The sequence below is a fragment of the Gilliamella sp. B3801 genome (assembly GCF_026536645.1).
GTDB lineage: Bacteria > Pseudomonadota > Gammaproteobacteria > Enterobacterales > Orbaceae > Gilliamella > Gilliamella apicola_I.
This window is the reverse complement of sequence record NZ_JAFNNR010000004.1, coordinates 110171-127697: the sequence shown is the minus strand read 5'-3', so window position 1 is coordinate 127697 and position 17527 is coordinate 110171. Positions and strand designations below refer to the sequence as shown.

Below are 17527 nucleotides of genomic sequence, written 5' to 3'. Positions count from 1 at the left end.
AGAAGTTACGGAGAAAAAAATGAAAGTTCGTGCTTCAGTCAAGAAATTATGCAGAAATTGTAAAATCATTAAACGCAATGGCATCGTTCGTGTTATTTGTGTTGAAGGTAAACATAAGCAACGTCAAGGTTAATTTATTTAGCCTAAAAGTTGAACTTTTGCATATTTTACTTGCCAAAGTATAGTAAAGCTGGCTAGAATAGCCAGCCTAAATTTTATTTGCAGACTTACTGTTTGAGTATCCTGAAAACGGGCTTTTCAGTATGGTGAGTTTGTTAAACATTAACAATAAAGGAGTGCATAGTGGCCCGTATAGCAGGCATTAACATTCCTGATCAGCAACATGCTGTAATTGCGTTACAAGCAATTTATGGTATCGGTAATACTCGCGCTAAGACAATTTGTGCTGAAGCAGGTATTCCTGAACATGTTAAGATCAGAGAACTATCTGAAGATCAGATTGAGAAGTTACGTGAACAAGTCGCTAAATTTACTGTTGAAGGTGATTTACGTCGTGAAGTAACTATGAGTATCAAGCGTTTATTAGACCTTGGTTGTTATCGTGGCATCCGTCATCGTCGTGGACTTCCAGTTCGTGGTCAACGCACTAAGACTAACGCTCGTACCCGCAAGGGACCGCGTAAGCCAATCAAGAAATAATTGAGGTGATAATAAATGGCAAAGACACCTGTTCGTACACGTAAACGTGTAAAAAAACAAGTTTCTGATGGTGTAGCTCATATTCATGCATCATTTAACAATACAATCGTAACTATTACCGATCGTCAAGGTAATGCGTTGGGTTGGGCAACCGCTGGTGGTTCTGGTTTCCGTGGCTCTCGTAAGTCCACTCCGTTTGCTGCTCAAGTAGCTGCTGAACGTTGTGCAGAAGCCGTAAAAGATTACGGAATTAAGAATCTGGAAGTTATGGTAAAAGGACCTGGTCCTGGTCGTGAGTCAACAATTCGTGCATTAAATGCAGCGGGTTATCGCATCACTAATATTACTGATGTTACTCCGATTCCTCATAACGGTTGTCGTCCACCAAAGAAACGTCGTGTTTAATGTTTATTAAACATTGAATGTTTAGGATTATTGGAGAAATAAAATGGCAAGATATTTGGGACCAAAGCTCAAATTAAGTCGTCGTGAAGGTACTGATTTATTCCTTAAATCTGGTGTTCGAGCGGTTGACAGTAAATGTAAGTTAGAACAAGCTCCTGGACAACATGGTGCGCGTAAACCGCGTTTATCAGATTATGGTGTTCAGTTACGCGAAAAACAAAAAGTTAGACGTATTTATGGAATTTTAGAACGTCAATTCCGTAATTACTACAAAAATGCAGCACGTATTAAAGGTAATACAGGTGAAAACCTATTAGGTCTTTTAGAACGTCGCTTAGATAACGTTGTTTATCGTATGGGATTTGGTGCAACTCGCGCTGAAGCTCGTCAATTAGTTAGTCATAAAGCTGTTCTTGTTAATGGTCATGTTGTGAACATTGCATCTTATCAAGTTTCGCCTGAAGATGTGATCAGCGTTCGCGAAAAATCAAAAAAACAAGCACGTATTAAAGCTGCTTTAGAGTTAGCTGAGCAACGTGAAAAACCTACATGGTTAGAAGTTGATGCTAGCAAAATGGAAGGTGTATTTAAACGCTTACCAGAACGTTCAGATTTATCTGCTGACATCAACGAACATTTGATCGTCGAACTTTACTCTAAGTAAAGTTTAGCACTTAAGAGAGGACATAATGCAGGGTTCTGTAACAGAGTTTTTAAAACCTCACCTAGTTGATGTTGTTCAATACACTCAAACTCATGCGAAAGTGACTTTAGAGCCACTTGAGCGTGGTTTTGGTCATACTTTAGGTAATGCACTACGCCGCATTTTATTATCATCAATGCCTGGATATGCAGTAACCGAAGTTGAAATTGACGGTGTTCTGCATGAGTACAGTACTAAAGAAGGCGTTCAAGAAGATGTACTTGATATTTTGCTTAATTTGAAAAAATTAGCAGTACGTGTACATACCAAAGATGATGTTATGCTGACTTTAAACAAATCAGGCATTGGTGCGGTAACTGCATCTGATATCACTCATGATGGTGATGTTGAAATTGTTAATCCTGATTTAGTGATTTGTCATCTTACTGATGCAAATGCTTCAATTAGTATGCGTATTCGTGTACAACGAGGACGTGGTTATGTCCCTGCTTCTGCTCGCGTTAAGTCAGAAGATGAAGAGCGACCAATTGGTCGTTTATTAGTTGATGCATGTTATAGTCCTGTCGAGCGTATCGCTTATTCTGTCGATGCAGCTCGTGTGGAACAACGCACCGATTTAGATAAACTGGTTATTGATATGGAAACTAATGGTACTATCGATCCAGAAGAAGCTATTCGTCGTGCGTCAACTATTTTGGCTGAACAACTTGAAGCTTTCGTTGATTTACGTGATGTACGTCAACCTGAAGTTAAAGAAGATAAACCGGAATTTGATCCGATTCTTCTACGTCCAGTAGATGATCTCGAATTAACTGTTCGGTCTGCTAATTGCTTAAAAGCAGAAGCAGTTCATTATATTGGTGATTTAGTACAACGTACAGAAGTTGAGCTACTTAAAACCCCTAATCTTGGTAAGAAATCACTTACTGAAATTAAGGATGTGCTCGCATCTCGTGGTTTGTCTTTAGGCATGCGTCTTGAGAACTGGCCACCAGCAAGTATTGTTGAAGACTAAAATAAAATTTATATAAGAAGGATAAAGTTATGCGCCATCGTAAAAGTGGTCGTCAACTGAACCGAAATAGCAGCCATCGTCAAGCAATGTTTCGTAACATGACTAGTTCACTTGTTGAACATGAAATCATCAAAACTACATTGCCTAAAGCAAAAGAGTTGCGTCGTGTTGTTGAACCGTTAATTACGCTAGCCAAAAGCGATAGCGTAGCTAATCGCCGTTTGGCTTTTGCTCGTATCCGTGATAAAGATACAGTGAAAAAATTATTTTCAGATCTAGGTCCACGTTTTGCTACCCGTCCAGGTGGTTATGTACGTATTTTGAAATGTGGTTTCCGTGACGGAGATAATGCTCCAATGGCTTATATTGAATTAGTTGATCGCCCTGCAGTAGAAGCAGAAGCAACAGCTGAATAAGATTTTAAATCATTGTATACAAAAGCCGGCTATACGCCGGTTTTTTATTGATGATATCTATCACAGATCCTTTAACTTTGGTTTCCTTATCCTTAAGTTCATCGTATCTAAATCTACTATATTCCTATTCTTTAATTGATTAAAAATTAAGCTTATGTTGTTTTTAATAAACATATGCCATGAAAATCTATTGAGAGGGATTAGTTTAATTGAAATTTCAATGTTAATTTATTTTTAAGTAGATTTAGATATCGATGTTTTTATAACTCTTCTGGATATTTCTAATGTTAATTTAAGAGCATCTAATAAATAAGTATTAATAGTTTTTTAAAAATAGGCTACATTATTATTTCATCATTGAGATATCTGACTATAAACATAATTAATAGTGTGGTGGTGGGGTTTCCTCAGATAAATTAGCAATATTCGATGTTTGAGTGGCTTGTAGTTTTTGTGATAATAACATTAATTGCTCTTTTAGTTTACTAACATCGGCTTGAAGGTTGGTTACTGCTTGGTTTAATTCTTCAATGGTGATTTCTTGAAACGCAACTTTGGTTTCTAATAATTCAATTTGTTGTCTCATATTATTTTCACAATTAGACTTTTTAAATATTGACCTCTATTGTAAGTAAAAATAACAATTAAATCCATCCACGTTCAGCAAATGAGACATATTCACCTTTACCAATTACAATATGATCAATAATACGGATATCGATTAATTCACAAACTTGATCCAACTTGCGCGTTAAATTCCGATCTGCTTGGCTTGGTTCTGCTAAACCAGAAGGGTGATTGTGGGCTAAAATTAAAGAGGCAGCATTATATTGTAATGCTTTTCTGGCTACTTCTCTGGGATGAACTTCTACACAGTTATAAGTACCAATAAACATTTCTTCAGATGTAATGACGTGATTTTGATTGTCCAGAAAAATAACCATGAAGATTTCACGATCTTTGTTAGCTAAGCGACTAGCTAAATAATGGTGAGTTAACGAAGGTGAAGTGAGATAATTTTCATTTGTCATTTTTACTTTCAAATATCGGTGCGATAATTCAACGACAGCTTTGAGCTGAGTATATTTAACGGTACCTAATCCATGTTTTTTACAAAACTGCTCATGAGTAGCGTTCATTAAATGATAAAATGAGCCAAATTCATTTAATAAATTTTGAGCTAGTTCTAAAACAGGTAATTTTCGTGTACCTGTCCGTAAAAATAGCGCAAGCAGTTCTGCATCACTTAGCATTTCAACACCAAATTGTAAAAGTTTTTCTCTCGGCATCAGTTTTGGACATGAAGGATGCATAGTATTTGTATTCCACTCATAAAAAAACTAATTATTCTTAGAAAATTGGCTTAAAAGAATTGAAAATTGAGAAAACTGTGAACTGTTTCTCAAAAAAATGAATAATATTTCACATGATGACAAAAAAGCGCTATCAAGCGCTTTTTTGTAAATTAATATGATGACTTAATGGCAACCGCAGCTTCCATGACCGCCACCACAACAACCACTATCTTCTTCATCTTCATGATCGTGTCCGCCACAGCCACAACCACCATGCCCATGTTCGTGACCATGTTCACTATGGATATGTCCATGCGCAATTTCTTCTTCTGTTGCTTCACGAATAGCTAATACTTCAACATTAAATTTTAAATCTTGTCCCGCTAACATGTGATTTCCGTCAATTGTCACAGTATCCCCATCAATTGCGGTAATTTCAACGGGTAAAGCGCCATGGTCGGTATCTGCAAAAAAGCGCATGCCAACTTCAAGTTCATCAACCCCGACAAATACATCACGTGGCACATTTTGCACCAGTGCATCATTAAAATCACCGTAAGCATTGATAAGTTCAACATCAAATTTATCACCAACTTGATGGCCTTCTAGTGCATTTTCAAGCTCTTGTAATAAATTACCCGCACCTTGTAAATATTCTAGAGGTGCAACAGTTGTTGCTTCGTCAACCAAAACCCCGTCTTTAGTGCGAACTTGGTATGCCAAACTGACTACTGTATTTTTTGCTATTTTCATTTTTTCTCCAACAAACTTGTATTGAGCAAACATCTTAAGATTTTAACGGAAAATGAAGGATAAGTATTCATAATTTTTATTTTTGACTAAAACTGACCAATGAAATGATAAAAGATCATGAAATGAATAATGATTAACATCGTGTTAGTGTTAACACGATAAAAACAGTCGATAAAGAATTCTTACAAGAAAGGTGTGGAACTTACGATATATCTGAATAGATTCAAAAATTAAAGGATGAAATCAAATGAATGTATGGACTGCCCTTTTTAATCCTAAAAAATTAGAAAATAAACGAATAAAAAAGGCATCAATATTGATGCCCTTTTTTTTATTTTTAAATGATACCTATTATTTAAGTTCTAACTCGTTCATTGCAGCAATGCTAAATCCACCGTCAACATGCACAACTTCACCCGTAATACCCGATGCTAAGTTTGAACATAAAAATGCCGCAGAATTACCCACGTCTTCAATTGTAACTGTACGACGAATTGGCGTAACCGATTCACAATGTGATAGCATTTTTTTGAAATCTTTAATGCCTGATGCAGCAAGAGTACGAATTGGACCAGCAGAGATAGCATTCACACGAATTCCTTCTGGCCCCATAGCATTTGCCATATAACGCACGTTTGCTTCTAGAGACGCTTTAGCAAGACCCATTACATTATAGTTAGGGATCGCTCTTTCAGCACCAAGATAAGAAAGGGTCACTAACGCTGAATTTGGATTCAACATCGAACGACATGCTTTAGCCATTGCAACAAAGCTATAAGAACTAATGTCGTGAGCGATAGCAAAACCTTCACGCGTGACGGCATTAACATAGTCACCGTCTAATTGATCGCCAGGCGCAAAAGCAATAGCATGAACAAAACCGTCAAATTTATCCCATGTTTTTGCTAGTTCTGTAAATAGGTTAGTAATACTATCATCGTGAGCAACATCACAAGGTAACACGATTTTAGAACCAAAGTCAGCCGCAAATTCTTCAACGCGTGCTTTTAATTTATCACTTTGATACGTGAATGCTAATTCTGCACCCTCACGATGCATTGCTTGTGCAATACCATAAGCAATAGAACGATTACTTGCAACACCGGTAACGAGTATGCGTTTACCTGTTAAAAATCCCATAAAGTTTTCCTCTATTATTTTACTATACAGTCTAGGATGGTGAAGATTATATGTTGATAAAGTCAACTTCGCTACTATAAATTTACTTTTAATGATTTTGTTTTGGTTGCTGAGTTACCAACAAAACGTTGTTTATCTCATCAATAATTGACTATAATAGTCAACTATTAATTTAGTTAACTCGTGATAAAATTTTGAAAAACCTAATTTGTTATAAAACATTACCTGTTTGGAATGCTAAATCATTACCTCAATCATTTTGTGAAAAACATAATACGCAAGTTGGCACTTGGGCTAAGCTCAATATCCTAGTGGGCAGTATCGATTTTGAGATATTAACTGAACAAGGTGAAATCATATCGCAACATCATTATGATGTTTCTCACCAACCTCCCTTTATTTTGCCTCAGCAATGGCATCGTATCGCTCAGGTATCTGAAAATTTACAATGCCAACTATCATTTTACTGTTTACCTGAAGACTATACTTTTAAAAAGTATCAAATGACCAAAACACATTCTGAAGTGCTAGCGGCAAGCAAAATTATCCCGTTAGGAAAGGTATTGGATTTAGGCTGTGGTTCGGGACGCAATTCGCTCTATTTACAGCTACTTGGTTTTGATGTGAATGCAGTTGATAAATCCGAATTAAGTATTGGTAATTTAAATCAAATCATCAAAGATGAAAACCTAAAGCACATTAATGCAAAGGTATATGATATCAATCAAGCAAATTTAGAAGGTGAGTATGATTTTGTTCTTTCAACGGTTGTCATGATGTTTTTACAACCTGAAAAAATCCCTGAAATTATTGATAATATGCAAAAATTGACTAAATCGGGTGGTTATAATCTTATTGTAAGCGCTATGTCTACTTCTGATTATCCTTGTTCTGTGGGGTTTTCATTTACGTTTAAAGAAAATGAATTGCGGGAATATTATCAGGATTGGGAAATACTGAAATATAACGAAAATGTTGGGGAATTACATAAAACCGATAGTCAGGGTAATCGAATTAAATTGAGATTTGCGACTTTGCTAGCTAAAAAAAGGTAATCATTACAGGATGATTCATCCTGTAATTTTTTACATTGATTAATTAGTTGGTACTTAGTTTTTCACCAACAACAAACCAAGCTTTGCGAGAGTTTAATAAATCTTGAGCTGACATCGGTTTTTTACCGGCAGGTTGTAACAGTGTCATATTTAATGCACCATCGCTTGTTGCAATGCATATCCCTTTTTTGTCTGCTTGTAAAATAGTACCGATTGGTTGATTGTGTTGAGTGGATACCACTTCTGCTTGCCATACTTTCACTGGTTCGCCATTAACTTCAAAATAACTAACAGGCCAAGGATTGAAGGCGCGAACACAACGTTCAAGTTTCTGTGCCGATAAATTCCAATCAAGTTTAGCTTCTTGTTTAGATAATTTTTCAGCGTAAGTGACCTGTGATGGATCCTGTTTTTCAGGTTGGATTTTCCCTTCAATAATGAGTTTTAAAGTATCAAGTAGTCCTTGTGGACCTAATTGCGCCAGTTTGTTATATAACGTTGCACTTGTATCAGAAGGTTCAATTGGACAGGTAAGTTTATATAACATATCACCCGTATCAAGCCCAGCATCCATTTGCATAATTGTGATACCGGTTAAAGTATCTCCAGCCCAACAAGCGCGTTGAATAGGAGCTGCGCCTCGCCATCTTGGTAATAATGAACCATGCACATTTAAACAACCTAGTTTAGGCATATCAAGCACAGCTTGCGGTAAAATAAGACCATATGCCACCACAATCATAATGTCGGCATTTAGCTCCGCAATGATTTTTTGATTTTCTTCCGTTTTGAGTGTTGCCGGTTGATAAACAGGAAGATGATTTTCAATTGCTAATTGTTTAACCGGACTTGCGGTTAACTTATTACCACGTCCGGCAGGGCGATCGGGTTGAGTAAAAACCGCAATGACATTATGTTTAGCATCAATTAATGCTTTTAAATGGGTTGCTGCAAAGTCAGGAGTACCAGCAAAAATAATATTTAATGGCTTGGCTGTTTGTGGCATATGTCTATAATCCATCATCAAAAAACTCGGATAATTATAACTTAATTTTCATTAAGAATCTTTAATCAAAAAGAATCGATATGTTGGTTTTATCAAACTGATGATGAATTAATAATTAAAAAGGAAAAAATATAGGTACTAATGCAATATTCACCGCCATAACGAGAAACGTTAAAGGTACACCGACTTTTACAAAGTCACTAAAGCTGTAACCACCTGGCGCAACGACCATGGTTTTTACCGGCGAAGAGACCGGCGTGATAAAAGAAGCGGAGGTCGCAATAGCCACAGTCATTGCAAACGGATAAGGTGAATAACCAAATTTTATTGCCAGATCAATTGCAATAGGGGCAATGAGTATTGCTGTAGCCGTATTAGAAATAAAGAGACCAACAGTTGAACATAATAAGAAAATGAAGGTCAGCACCATATACGGACTGAAAGAACGTAAATGAATTTCTAACCATGCCGATATGAGCGAAATGCCGCCGGTTTTATTCAGTGCTAAAGCAAACGGCATCATACCGATGATCAAAATGAGTGTTGGCCAGTGTATCGATTTATAAGCACTATTCATGTCGATGCAGCGTGTTGCTCCCATTAAAAGACAAGCTATTAGGGCAGCCACGACATTAGGAACAAGCCCCGTTACCATCAATATAATCATAATAGCTAAATTAATTAATGCTGCAAATGCTTGAGAACTTGCAGGTGCAACATCATCAATATCCGACGGATAATCTAAAACAACAAAATCATTGGTACGAGTTTGTAATTTTTGAATCGATCCCCAATCCCCACATACCAGTAAAGTATCACTCATTTCTAAACGTTCTTGGAATAAGTTATTGGTATCAACAGGGGCATGATTACGCCAAATTCCAATAACGGTTAAAAAGTATTTTTCTCTAAAATCGATTTCATTGAGTGTTTTGCCACAAAGTGACGATTCAGGTAATAGCGCCACTTCTGCCATGCCAACTTCTTTCACTTGTTCCGAAAAATATTCACCTCGTAAAACTTTAGGTTCAAGATTATTGGTCGATAAAAATGTTCGATAATCGGCTTCGGAGTGGGACATATCTAATAATAAAATATCGTTTTCCCGAAATTCTGTTGCCCCGTTAACGGGGATTAACACTTTTTGAAATTTGCGCCAACGTTCAATACCAATAACATTGACACCGTGTTCACTTCGTAAATGTAGACCATCAATCGTACGACCAACAAAAGGCGAGCCTGGTAATATTTGTGCACGATGTGCCCGACCAATTAATTTATAGTCTCTGATTAAATCTGTGATTTTTCTTCTTTGTGGCTGGGTATTTGTCGGAGAAACTTGTTGAGCTGTTAATAACCAATTGCGCGTTAATATACAATAAATGACGCCAACAACAAGCACGCCTAACCCAATAGGGGTGATAGAGAAAAAACCGAATTCGGTTAAATTTGCTCGATTTAACTCACTATTAACCACCAGATTAGGTGCGGTTGCAACCAATGTCATCATGCCACTAATTAAAGCGGCAATACACAGTGGCATCATTAATTTTTTAACATGAATACCCGTATGATTGGCAATACTGATGGCAACAGGAATAAAGATAGCGACAACGCCTGTGGAACTCATTATTGAACCCAGTAACGCCACACCGAGCATAATACAGGTAATAATTCGAACATCATTTTTTCCGGATACCTTAAGAATATATTCGCTCATTTTGAACGAAATGCCAGTACGGACTAAACTTTCACCAATGATAAACAATAATGCAATTAAAATGATATTAGGATCGCTAAAACCCGAAAACGCTTCAGCAGGCGTTAAAATACCCGTGACTGAAATAGCTGTAATGGTTAGCAATGCAATAATATCCATTCTTAATTTGCTGAATGAAAACATTAAAATTGCAATCAATAGCAATAAACAAACAGTAATAAGCGGATAATATTCGATAAAGTAATGAGGCAAAAATGCAGTTAAAGAGGTTAATAAATTTTGCCCGGATGACAAATTTTCCACAAAAAGTCACTCTATGAGAACGATTGGATTTTAACCATAATACCTTGATTTATTGTAATAGGGAATATTTTCCAAAAAAGTTTATTCTCAAAAAAATTAACGAACATTACATTTTTAACATTTTTTGCTTTTTTTTTCATAACCTATTCGCTTTATTAAAACTTAGGTGTAATTTAGTTAACTTAGATTATTTAATCTGTTAATTGTGTCTAGGAGACAGTATGTCATTAAAAAAATCAGTTGCACAAATTATTATCGAAGTCTTAGAGGAAGCTGGTGTTAAACACTGTTATGGTATTGTGGGTGATACACTCAATTACATTACCAGTGCCATTAAAAAAAGTGACATTGAGTGGGTGCATGTTCGACACGAAGAAGTCGGAGCTTTTGCAGCAGGAGCCGAGGCTTATCTGACTAATCAGCTAACTGCATGTGCAGGTTCTTGTGGGCCGGGAAGCTTACATTTTATCAATGGTATTTATGAAGCTCAGCGCAATAAAGCACCTGTTATTCTCTTAGCCAGTCAACTGGTTACCTCACAACAGGGAACAGATTTTCCACAAGAAGTTGATTTTGAGTCTGTTTATAAAAATTGTTCTGTCTTTTGTCGTCAAATTAACGATCCTACTCAAGCAAGACAGATTACGACGGCTGCCGTTCAAGCTGCAATAAATCAACGTGGCGTTGCTGTTCTGGTTATTCCTTATAATATTAGTTTAGAAAAAGTGGAAGATAAAAGTGGGCATAAAATTTATCATCCTAATCCGATCATTCGCCCATCAGATACAGAGCTTGCCCAAATTGCAGAAATCTTAAATAAAAATCAAAAAGTGGCTATTTTTGCCGGACAAGGCGCAAATGGCGCTCATGATGAATTAATCGCACTTGCTGAAAAATTGAAATCGCCCATTGTGCATACATCAAGAGGTAAGGATTTTGTCGAATACAATAACCCTTACAATGTCGGTATGACGGGCATGTTTGGCGTTGAATCAGGATTAACCGCCATTAAAGAGTGTGATGTGCTGCTAATGTTGGGTGCTGATTTTGCATGGTCTCAATTTTACCCAAATGATGCCACCATTATTCAAGTTGATATCGATGCAACTCACCTTGGTCGACGTCATCCAGTGAGTGTAGGTGTTGTTGGCAGTAGTCAACCTACTTTGGCGGCTTTAATCCCTTTAGTTGAAGAAAAACAAGATGCTGCATTTTTAGAAAAATGTCGCCAATTATATATGAAAGCAATGGATAAATTGAACAAAAAAGCCATGCCTTCAAAATCAACGATTCATCCGCAATATTTAACGGAATTAGTTGATAAATATGCTAATGATGATGCTGTTCTATGTGCTGATGTGGGTTCAGCAATGGTTTGGGCTTGTCGACACTTTAATACTAATGGAAAAAGACGCACGGTCATCAGTTTAAAACATGGCACCATGGCTAATGCTATGCCACAAGCTTTAGGCGTACAAAAAGCATTTCCTAACCGACAAGTGATAACGCTATCGGGTGATGGTGGCATTAGTATGCTATTAGGGGATTTACTGACGACTATTCAAGAACAGTTACCGATAAAAATTATTGTATTAAATAACAGCTCTCTCAACTTTGTCGAATTAGAGCAAAAAGTAGAAGGAATTGTGGATCATTATACCGATTTACACAATCCAGACTTTGCTAAAGTGGCTAGTGCAATGGGACTGTTTTCGATTAGAGTAGAAGATTCAGATTTACTTGAAGCAGCGATGCAATCATTTTTAGCACATTCTGGACCTGCCTTATTAGATGTCAAAACAAGTGCTAATGAGCTGGTTATGCCACCGGAAATTCAAGCATCTCAAGTGATGGGAATGGCGCTATATAGCGTCAAAGCATCATTGAGTGGCAAAATGGGGGATGTTGTAAATTTATTAGTGGATAATTTTATTAAAAAATAATGTTAAATTATCTCGATTATTCTGCCGATACATCGGCAGAATAGTTGATGATACATTACCAACTGATTAACAATAATTGCAGAAAGTGATGGTTTAGCTGTTACAAATTTTCTGTATGATACATTCGGTATCATTGACTACATCGGCTAAAGGTTGTTCGATATTAACGGTATAAACATCGCTTTCATCTTGTGATGGTTCTTCTAAAGTATCAAATTGGGATTGTAACATTCCCGTTTTTTGATAATGACCTTGACGTTCAGCTAAACGGTTTGCAATGACCTCAAACCCACCTTTTAAATAAATAAAATGAATATTTTTATTTTCGCCTCGAATAATATCTCGGTATTGTTTTTTTAACGCTGAGCAGATAATAATTGAAATAGGATTAACATTGCTCATGGCAAATACTGCATCACTAATTAAACGAAGCCACGGCATTCTATCTTCATCATCTAGAGGCATACCACTGCGCATTTTTAAAATATTGGCTTTAGGATGTAAAAAATCACCATCTAAAAAAGCGGCATCAAGATCATAAGCCACATGTTTGGCAACAGCTGATTTACCGCTTCCTGATACCCCCATTAATACAAACACCTGTTGAGTTTTTTGTGACACAAAGACCTCTTACCTTTCCGTTTTTTATCAATAATATTCTGAGTATTTTAATGATATTTTCAATATCGAGAACGCGCTTTTGTGATGAAGATCATGAACTATATTATGCCAATCATAAATTTATCACAATCAATTTCAAATTTTACTTAAAAAATAGATTTCGATCACAAAAATAATAATTGCCATTTGCTTTTAAATTCGAAAGAAAATAATCTTTCATTATAGCTTTTGATTTCGAAAGCTTTATTAAAAAAATGAAGAAAGGCAATAAGGGTGATCAAAGATGAACAAATGTCAGCTCTTTATCGAAGATGATCTTCGATTTAACAATGAACAAGAAGCGCTTACTTATATTAGTGAACAACTACAACAAAAAGGGATTGTCAAAAAAAGTCATTTAGAAGCATTGATAGAAAGGGAAAAAATATTTCCAACGGGTATTGCGCTTGATGGTTATGCGGTTGCCATTCCTCATTGTGAAGCAGAGCATGCTATATCGCCGGCTATCTTTATTGTTCGAACACTATCACCTGTTGCGTTTAATCGAGCAGATGAAGACAGTATTGTAGAGGTTTCATTAATCATTTCACTGGTCGTGACTTCACCAGAAGATCAACTCACGCTTTTAAAAGCATTATTTTCAAATTTACAAGATAAAGAGTTCTATCACTTCTTATTAAACGCACAGCAAGATCAGATAGCTGAGCGATTTAATAACGTGATATTTAATTAGAAAGTTGTTTAGGAGGCATTATGAAAAAAAAGATTATTGTTGCGTGTGGTGGTGCAGTTGCAACATCAACTTTGGCTGCAGAAGAGATAAAAGAACTCTGCAAAGAAAATAATATTAAGTTAGATCTTGTTCAGTGTCGTATTAATGAAATTAATACTTTTATTGATGATGTCGATTTGATCTGTACTACAGCCAGAATGGATCAAACTTTTGGTGATATTCCGATTGTACACGGTATGCCTTTTGTTTCGGGGGTAGGGATTGATCAGCTAAAAGATAAAATATTGTCGATTCTAAAAGGATAAGTATATGTTTACCGAAATTATGCAGTACATTTTGGATCTTGGCCCTTCAGTCATGTTGCCGATTGTGATTATTCTCTTTTCATTAGTGTTAAGAATGAAAGTGGGTGATGCCTTAAAAGCTGGTATTCATATAGGCATCGGTTTTGTTGGAATCGGTTTGGTTGTGGGTTTGCTCACAAGTTCAGTTGGACCAGCAGCAAAAGCCATGGCAGAAAGATTTGATATCAGTTTGAATGTTATTGATGTTGGTTGGCCCGGCGCTGCGCCGATGACATGGGCATCACAAATTGCTTTAGTTGCAATTCCCATTGCTATAGCCGTCAATATTGTGATGTTGGTTTCTAAACTCACTCGAGTTGTTAATGTTGATATTTGGAATATTTGGCATATGACCTTTACTGGTGCACTGGTTTATATCGCATCGGGATCCTACTGGTTAGGTATCGCAGGTGTGATTGTCCATGCCATTATTGCTTATAAGCTAGGGGATTGGTTTGCCAAAGATACTAAAGAGTTTTTTGAACTTGAAGGCATTGCTGTTCCGCATGGCACATCTGCTTATTGTGGACCAATTGCGGTATTTGTTGATGCTGTGATTGAGAAAATACCTGTTATTAATAAGATTAACTTTAACGCCGTTGACATGCAAAAAAGATTTGGCGCGTTTGGCGAACCGGTCACTGTTGGATTATTTATGGGGATCTTGTTAGGAATATTAGCCGGATATGGCGTTAAAGAGACATTACAACTTGCTATTCAAACAGCCGCAGTCATGTTATTGATGCCACGCGTAATTAAACCGATTATGGATGGCTTAACACCAATATCTAAACAGGCACGTAAACATTTACAATCTAAATTTGGTGGGCAAGATTTTCTTATCGGTTTAGATCCTGCTCTATTATTAGGACATTCAACCGTTGTTTCGGCTAGTTTAATTTTTATTCCTTTAAGTATTTTTATCGCCATTATATTACCAGGTAATGAGGTCTTACCCTTTGGGGATTTAGCAACGATTGGCTTCTTCATTGCGATGGGGGTAGCGATTCACCAAGGTAATTTATTTAGAATTATTCTTTCCGGTTCCATCATCATTGCTATCACGTTATGGATTGCTACACAAATGATTCCGCTTACGACCCAATTAGCCCTCAATGCAGGTACGATCAATTCCGATACCGGTATTTCAGTCGGTGCTATGGATCAAGGTGGATCGCCTATTACTTATATCATGGTTCAACTAGTCAATTTGAAACAACCTATTGGATTTATCACTATTGGAATTTTCTATCTTTTCTGCCTATTTTTAACATGGAAACGGGCTCGAAAATATCAAGTTACAACTGGGCAAAATTAAGTAAATAGAGGTGATAAACACAAAGCAATAAATTATTGGAATGAAGTTGATTTCTATGCTTTCACTGAAATGTCAGTGAAAGCATGCATTAACAAAATTGATTATTTAAAAAGGAACATAAAATGAAAGTGATTCTAGTCAATGAAGGAGGTACGTTATCTATAAAGGATATTCCAGTACCCAAAATAATCTCACCGGATCAGATTTTAGTTAAAGTCGCTTATTCGGGATTGTGTGGCTCGGATATACCTCGAATATTTCATCATGGCGCACATTTTTACCCTATTACACTGGGGCATGAATTTAGTGGTGTTGTGACAGAATTAGGTAGCGGTGTGACCGAATTTGAAATAGGTGATTTAATCTCATGTGCCCCTTTATTGCCATGTTTTGCTTGTGATGAGTGTAAAAAACATTATTACTCACTTTGTAAGCACTATACCTTTGTTGGCTCAAGAATAACGGGGGGATTTGCTGAGTACATTTTATTAAATAAAAAAAATGCCTTTAAATTGCCAAAAGGCGTTACACCACTTCAAGGGGCTTTTTTCGAACCAATGACAGTGGGAATGCATGCCATTTTATTAGCTGGTGGTTGCCAAGATAAAAACGTGGTCATTGTAGGCGGCGGTACAATTGGATTGCTTGCTATGCAATGCGCAAAAGCAATGGGTGCCAACACGGTAACTGTTCTTGATATTAATGACGATCGCCTTCTGCTAGCTAAACGCTTAGGCGCAGATCAGGTCTATAACTCAAAAGACCTTACAGCAGATGAAATTTATCAAGCATTATCAATCAATCGGTTTGATCAGTTGGTATTAGAAACGGCTGGATCACCGATTACCGTTAAACTCGCCATTGAGATTGCTGGCCCACGAGCTCAAATTGGTTTGGTTGGCACTTTACATAATGATCTGACGCTTTCAGAAAAAATATTTGGTTTAATTCTACGAAAAGAACTACAAATTTTAGGTAGTTGGATGAATTATTCTGCGCCATGGCCAGGCAAAGAGTGGCAACTGGTAAGCCAATTTTTTGTAGAAGGAAAAATAAAACTGGATGAACTGGTTGCCGGTATGGGTGATTTTGATTCGTTTATTGAGCAAGTTACCAGTTTAAATGGGCGAGCCATGAATGGAAAAATATTGCTCAACTGCAATTAACTATTGATTAACGTCAATCATTGAAAATGAAAACTTATCTTTTGATTTTGTTTGTTATACACTGCTGAAAAGATTTCGAAAAAGGAAATATTATGAACGCAAGTGAAAGACGCCAACAAATTATAGATATTCTTAATATGAAAGGTACCGTATTGGTCAGTGATCTGTCAGAACAGTATGGTGTTTCTGAAGTGACTATTAGAACAGACCTTAGATTATTAGAAAAACAAGGCGTGCTAAGCCGATTTCATGGTGGTGCAACCAAAATTATTGACAATGATGACATCAAATCATTTAAAGAATTGCAATTAGAAGAACGTTATCAGCGATTTATTGAAGCTAAAAAACGCATTGCAATTGAAGCAGTTAAACATGTTAAAGAAGGCGATATTATTATTTTAGATAGTGGTAGCACCACGATGTTGATAGCTGAAGAACTGGTTAAATTAAAGCATATCACTGTCATTACCAATAGTCTTACCTCTGCTTTTATTCTCTCCGACAATAGTGACATTATGTTATTTATATGTGGTGGAACACTCAGACACAAGACTCGCTCTTTTCATGGAAAAATTGCTGAGCAATCGTTAGACGGTATCTCTGCTGATATTTTATTTGTCGGCGCAGATGGAATCGATGCAAAACGAGGAATAACAACGTTTAATGAAGGTTACACCATTAGTAGTATTATGGCAAATGCCGCTAAAAAAGTCGTCGCAGTTTTAGATTCATCTAAATTTGGACGCAATGGAATCAACATCGTGTTACCGCTCAATAAATTAGACACTATCATTACGGATTCGGGTATTAATGATAGGTGTCGACAAGAATTTGAGCAGCAAGGCGTCAATTTAATAGCGGTTTAAGATATTGTTCTGGTCATGGTGTACATTTTTAAGACAATTGAGTGGAGCGAAAAACGTTATTTTCATCAATACGGTTTAAGTCTTTTTTAACCAGTTGAAAATAG

The 17527-nt window shown here is 36.6% G+C and carries 20 protein-coding genes; 13 read left to right on the top strand and 7 right to left on the bottom strand.

Features of this window, described 5'->3' with window-relative positions:
* Positions 1-19 precede the first annotated feature (19 nt).
* The 6 genes from rpmJ to rplQ all read left to right on the top strand — a co-directional run bounded on the left by rpmJ (position 20) and on the right by rplQ (position 3160).
* A complete protein-coding gene (gene rpmJ, locus J3U14_RS04670) occupies positions 20-133 on the top strand; it encodes a 50S ribosomal protein L36 (protein ID WP_025314403.1) in 114 nt (37 codons plus the stop codon).
* 170 nt (positions 134-303) lie between these two features.
* Positions 304-660 (top strand): 30S ribosomal protein S13, encoded by a 357-nt coding sequence (gene rpsM / locus J3U14_RS04665; protein ID WP_065558590.1) that lies wholly within the window; start codon positions 304-306, stop codon positions 658-660.
* Between the two features lie 15 nt (positions 661-675).
* Positions 676-1065, top strand: coding sequence for a 30S ribosomal protein S11 (gene rpsK / locus J3U14_RS04660; protein WP_034948028.1), 390 nt, complete (start codon positions 676-678; stop codon positions 1063-1065).
* A gap of 43 nt (positions 1066-1108) precedes the next feature.
* Positions 1109-1729 carry a 30S ribosomal protein S4 gene (gene rpsD, locus J3U14_RS04655; RefSeq protein WP_065558591.1) on the top strand — a complete coding sequence of 207 codons (621 nt, stop codon included), beginning with the start codon at positions 1109-1111 and terminating at the stop codon, positions 1727-1729.
* A 25-nt stretch (positions 1730-1754) separates the two neighbouring features.
* Positions 1755-2744, top strand: a complete 990-nt coding sequence (locus J3U14_RS04650) for a DNA-directed RNA polymerase subunit alpha (protein ID WP_065558592.1) — start codon at positions 1755-1757, stop codon at positions 2742-2744.
* Positions 2745-2773: 29 nt separating this feature from the next.
* Positions 2774-3160: a 50S ribosomal protein L17 gene (gene rplQ, locus J3U14_RS04645; RefSeq protein WP_065558593.1), complete on the top strand. Its 387-nt coding sequence runs from the start codon at positions 2774-2776 to the stop codon at positions 3158-3160.
* Between the two features lie 382 nt (positions 3161-3542).
* Here rplQ and J3U14_RS04640 read toward each other — a convergent pair whose 3' ends face one another.
* The 4 genes from J3U14_RS04640 to fabI form a co-directional block, all read right to left on the bottom strand.
* On the bottom strand, positions 3543-3746 hold the full coding sequence (locus J3U14_RS04640) for a SlyX family protein (protein WP_267350314.1): 204 nt from the start codon (positions 3744-3746) through the stop codon (positions 3543-3545).
* Between the two features lie 58 nt (positions 3747-3804).
* Positions 3805-4473 carry a RadC family protein gene (gene radC, locus J3U14_RS04635; protein ID WP_267350315.1) on the bottom strand — a complete coding sequence of 223 codons (669 nt, stop codon included), beginning with the start codon at positions 4471-4473 and terminating at the stop codon, positions 3805-3807.
* A 165-nt stretch (positions 4474-4638) separates the two neighbouring features.
* On the bottom strand, positions 4639-5208 hold the full coding sequence (gene slyD / locus J3U14_RS04630; RefSeq protein ID WP_267350317.1) for a peptidylprolyl isomerase: 570 nt from the start codon (positions 5206-5208) through the stop codon (positions 4639-4641).
* A 351-nt stretch (positions 5209-5559) separates the two neighbouring features.
* Complete coding sequence (gene fabI / locus J3U14_RS04625) at positions 5560-6348, bottom strand: enoyl-ACP reductase FabI (RefSeq protein ID WP_065558597.1); 789 nt, start codon at positions 6346-6348, stop codon at positions 5560-5562.
* A 194-nt stretch (positions 6349-6542) separates the two neighbouring features.
* Between fabI and tehB the strand changes: the two genes are divergently transcribed.
* A complete protein-coding gene (gene tehB / locus J3U14_RS04620; protein ID WP_267350320.1) occupies positions 6543-7403 on the top strand; it encodes an SAM-dependent methyltransferase TehB in 861 nt (286 codons plus the stop codon).
* A gap of 43 nt (positions 7404-7446) precedes the next feature.
* Here tehB and fmt read toward each other — a convergent pair whose 3' ends face one another.
* Entirely contained in the window at positions 7447-8409 is a 963-nt protein-coding gene (gene fmt / locus J3U14_RS04615; protein ID WP_267350322.1) for a methionyl-tRNA formyltransferase, read from the bottom strand.
* 115 nt (positions 8410-8524) lie between these two features.
* The gene (locus tag J3U14_RS04610) at positions 8525-10366 is read right to left on the bottom strand and encodes an SLC13 family permease (RefSeq protein WP_363317349.1); all 1842 of its coding nucleotides are present in this window, start codon (positions 10364-10366) and stop codon (positions 8525-8527) included.
* Positions 10367-10653: 287 nt separating this feature from the next.
* Here J3U14_RS04610 and J3U14_RS04605 point away from each other — a divergent pair, with 287 nt between their 5' ends.
* On the top strand, positions 10654-12375 hold the full coding sequence (locus J3U14_RS04605) for a thiamine pyrophosphate-dependent enzyme (RefSeq protein ID WP_220216351.1): 1722 nt from the start codon (positions 10654-10656) through the stop codon (positions 12373-12375).
* A gap of 93 nt (positions 12376-12468) precedes the next feature.
* Here the strand turns inward: J3U14_RS04605 and J3U14_RS04600 are convergent, their stop codons facing one another.
* Positions 12469-12963 carry a gluconokinase, GntK/IdnK-type gene (locus J3U14_RS04600; RefSeq protein WP_416380134.1) on the bottom strand — a complete coding sequence of 165 codons (495 nt, stop codon included), beginning with the start codon at positions 12961-12963 and terminating at the stop codon, positions 12469-12471.
* A 316-nt stretch (positions 12964-13279) separates the two neighbouring features.
* Between J3U14_RS04600 and gatA the strand changes: the two genes are divergently transcribed.
* From gatA to J3U14_RS04575, 5 genes are all read left to right on the top strand, one after another.
* Complete coding sequence (gene gatA / locus J3U14_RS04595) at positions 13280-13729, top strand: PTS galactitol transporter subunit IIA (RefSeq protein ID WP_267350330.1); 450 nt, start codon at positions 13280-13282, stop codon at positions 13727-13729.
* A gap of 20 nt (positions 13730-13749) precedes the next feature.
* Entirely contained in the window at positions 13750-14034 is a 285-nt protein-coding gene (gatB, locus tag J3U14_RS04590) for a PTS galactitol transporter subunit IIB (protein WP_220216354.1), read from the top strand.
* A 4-nt stretch (positions 14035-14038) separates the two neighbouring features.
* Positions 14039-15391, top strand: coding sequence for a PTS galactitol transporter subunit IIC (locus J3U14_RS04585; RefSeq protein WP_267350333.1), 1353 nt, complete (start codon positions 14039-14041; stop codon positions 15389-15391).
* 122 nt (positions 15392-15513) lie between these two features.
* Positions 15514-16557, top strand: a complete 1044-nt coding sequence (locus J3U14_RS04580) for an alcohol dehydrogenase catalytic domain-containing protein (RefSeq protein WP_267350334.1) — start codon at positions 15514-15516, stop codon at positions 16555-16557.
* A gap of 92 nt (positions 16558-16649) precedes the next feature.
* On the top strand, positions 16650-17423 hold the full coding sequence (locus tag J3U14_RS04575) for a DeoR/GlpR family DNA-binding transcription regulator (RefSeq protein WP_267350336.1): 774 nt from the start codon (positions 16650-16652) through the stop codon (positions 17421-17423).
* The last annotated feature ends 104 nt before the right edge of the window (positions 17424-17527 follow it).

Excerpts from the sequence above, each read along its gene's own strand:
- fmt (WP_267350322.1), bottom strand. The coding sequence starts at position 8,409 with ATGCCACAAACAGCCAAGCCATTAAATATTATTTTTGCTGGTACTCCT.
- J3U14_RS04600 (WP_416380134.1), bottom strand. The coding sequence starts at position 12,963 with ATGGGGGTATCAGGAAGCGGTAAATCAGCTGTTGCCAAACATGTGGCT.
- rpsK (WP_034948028.1), top strand. The coding sequence starts at position 676 with ATGGCAAAGACACCTGTTCGTACACGTAAACGTGTAAAAAAACAAGTT.
- rplQ (WP_065558593.1), top strand. The coding sequence starts at position 2,774 with ATGCGCCATCGTAAAAGTGGTCGTCAACTGAACCGAAATAGCAGCCAT.
- rpmJ (WP_025314403.1), top strand. The coding sequence starts at position 20 with ATGAAAGTTCGTGCTTCAGTCAAGAAATTATGCAGAAATTGTAAAATC.
- J3U14_RS04580 (WP_267350334.1), top strand. The coding sequence starts at position 15,514 with ATGAAAGTGATTCTAGTCAATGAAGGAGGTACGTTATCTATAAAGGAT.
- gatB (WP_220216354.1), top strand. The coding sequence starts at position 13,750 with ATGAAAAAAAAGATTATTGTTGCGTGTGGTGGTGCAGTTGCAACATCA.
- J3U14_RS04640 (WP_267350314.1), bottom strand. The coding sequence starts at position 3,746 with ATGAGACAACAAATTGAATTATTAGAAACCAAAGTTGCGTTTCAAGAA.
- rpsD (WP_065558591.1), top strand. The coding sequence starts at position 1,109 with ATGGCAAGATATTTGGGACCAAAGCTCAAATTAAGTCGTCGTGAAGGT.
- J3U14_RS04585 (WP_267350333.1), top strand. The coding sequence starts at position 14,039 with ATGTTTACCGAAATTATGCAGTACATTTTGGATCTTGGCCCTTCAGTC.
- J3U14_RS04575 (WP_267350336.1), top strand. The coding sequence starts at position 16,650 with ATGAACGCAAGTGAAAGACGCCAACAAATTATAGATATTCTTAATATG.
- slyD (WP_267350317.1), bottom strand. The coding sequence starts at position 5,208 with ATGAAAATAGCAAAAAATACAGTAGTCAGTTTGGCATACCAAGTTCGC.
- J3U14_RS04605 (WP_220216351.1), top strand. The coding sequence starts at position 10,654 with ATGTCATTAAAAAAATCAGTTGCACAAATTATTATCGAAGTCTTAGAG.
- gatA (WP_267350330.1), top strand. The coding sequence starts at position 13,280 with ATGAACAAATGTCAGCTCTTTATCGAAGATGATCTTCGATTTAACAAT.
- fabI (WP_065558597.1), bottom strand. The coding sequence starts at position 6,348 with ATGGGATTTTTAACAGGTAAACGCATACTCGTTACCGGTGTTGCAAGT.
- J3U14_RS04650 (WP_065558592.1), top strand. The coding sequence starts at position 1,755 with ATGCAGGGTTCTGTAACAGAGTTTTTAAAACCTCACCTAGTTGATGTT.
- radC (WP_267350315.1), bottom strand. The coding sequence starts at position 4,473 with ATGCATCCTTCATGTCCAAAACTGATGCCGAGAGAAAAACTTTTACAA.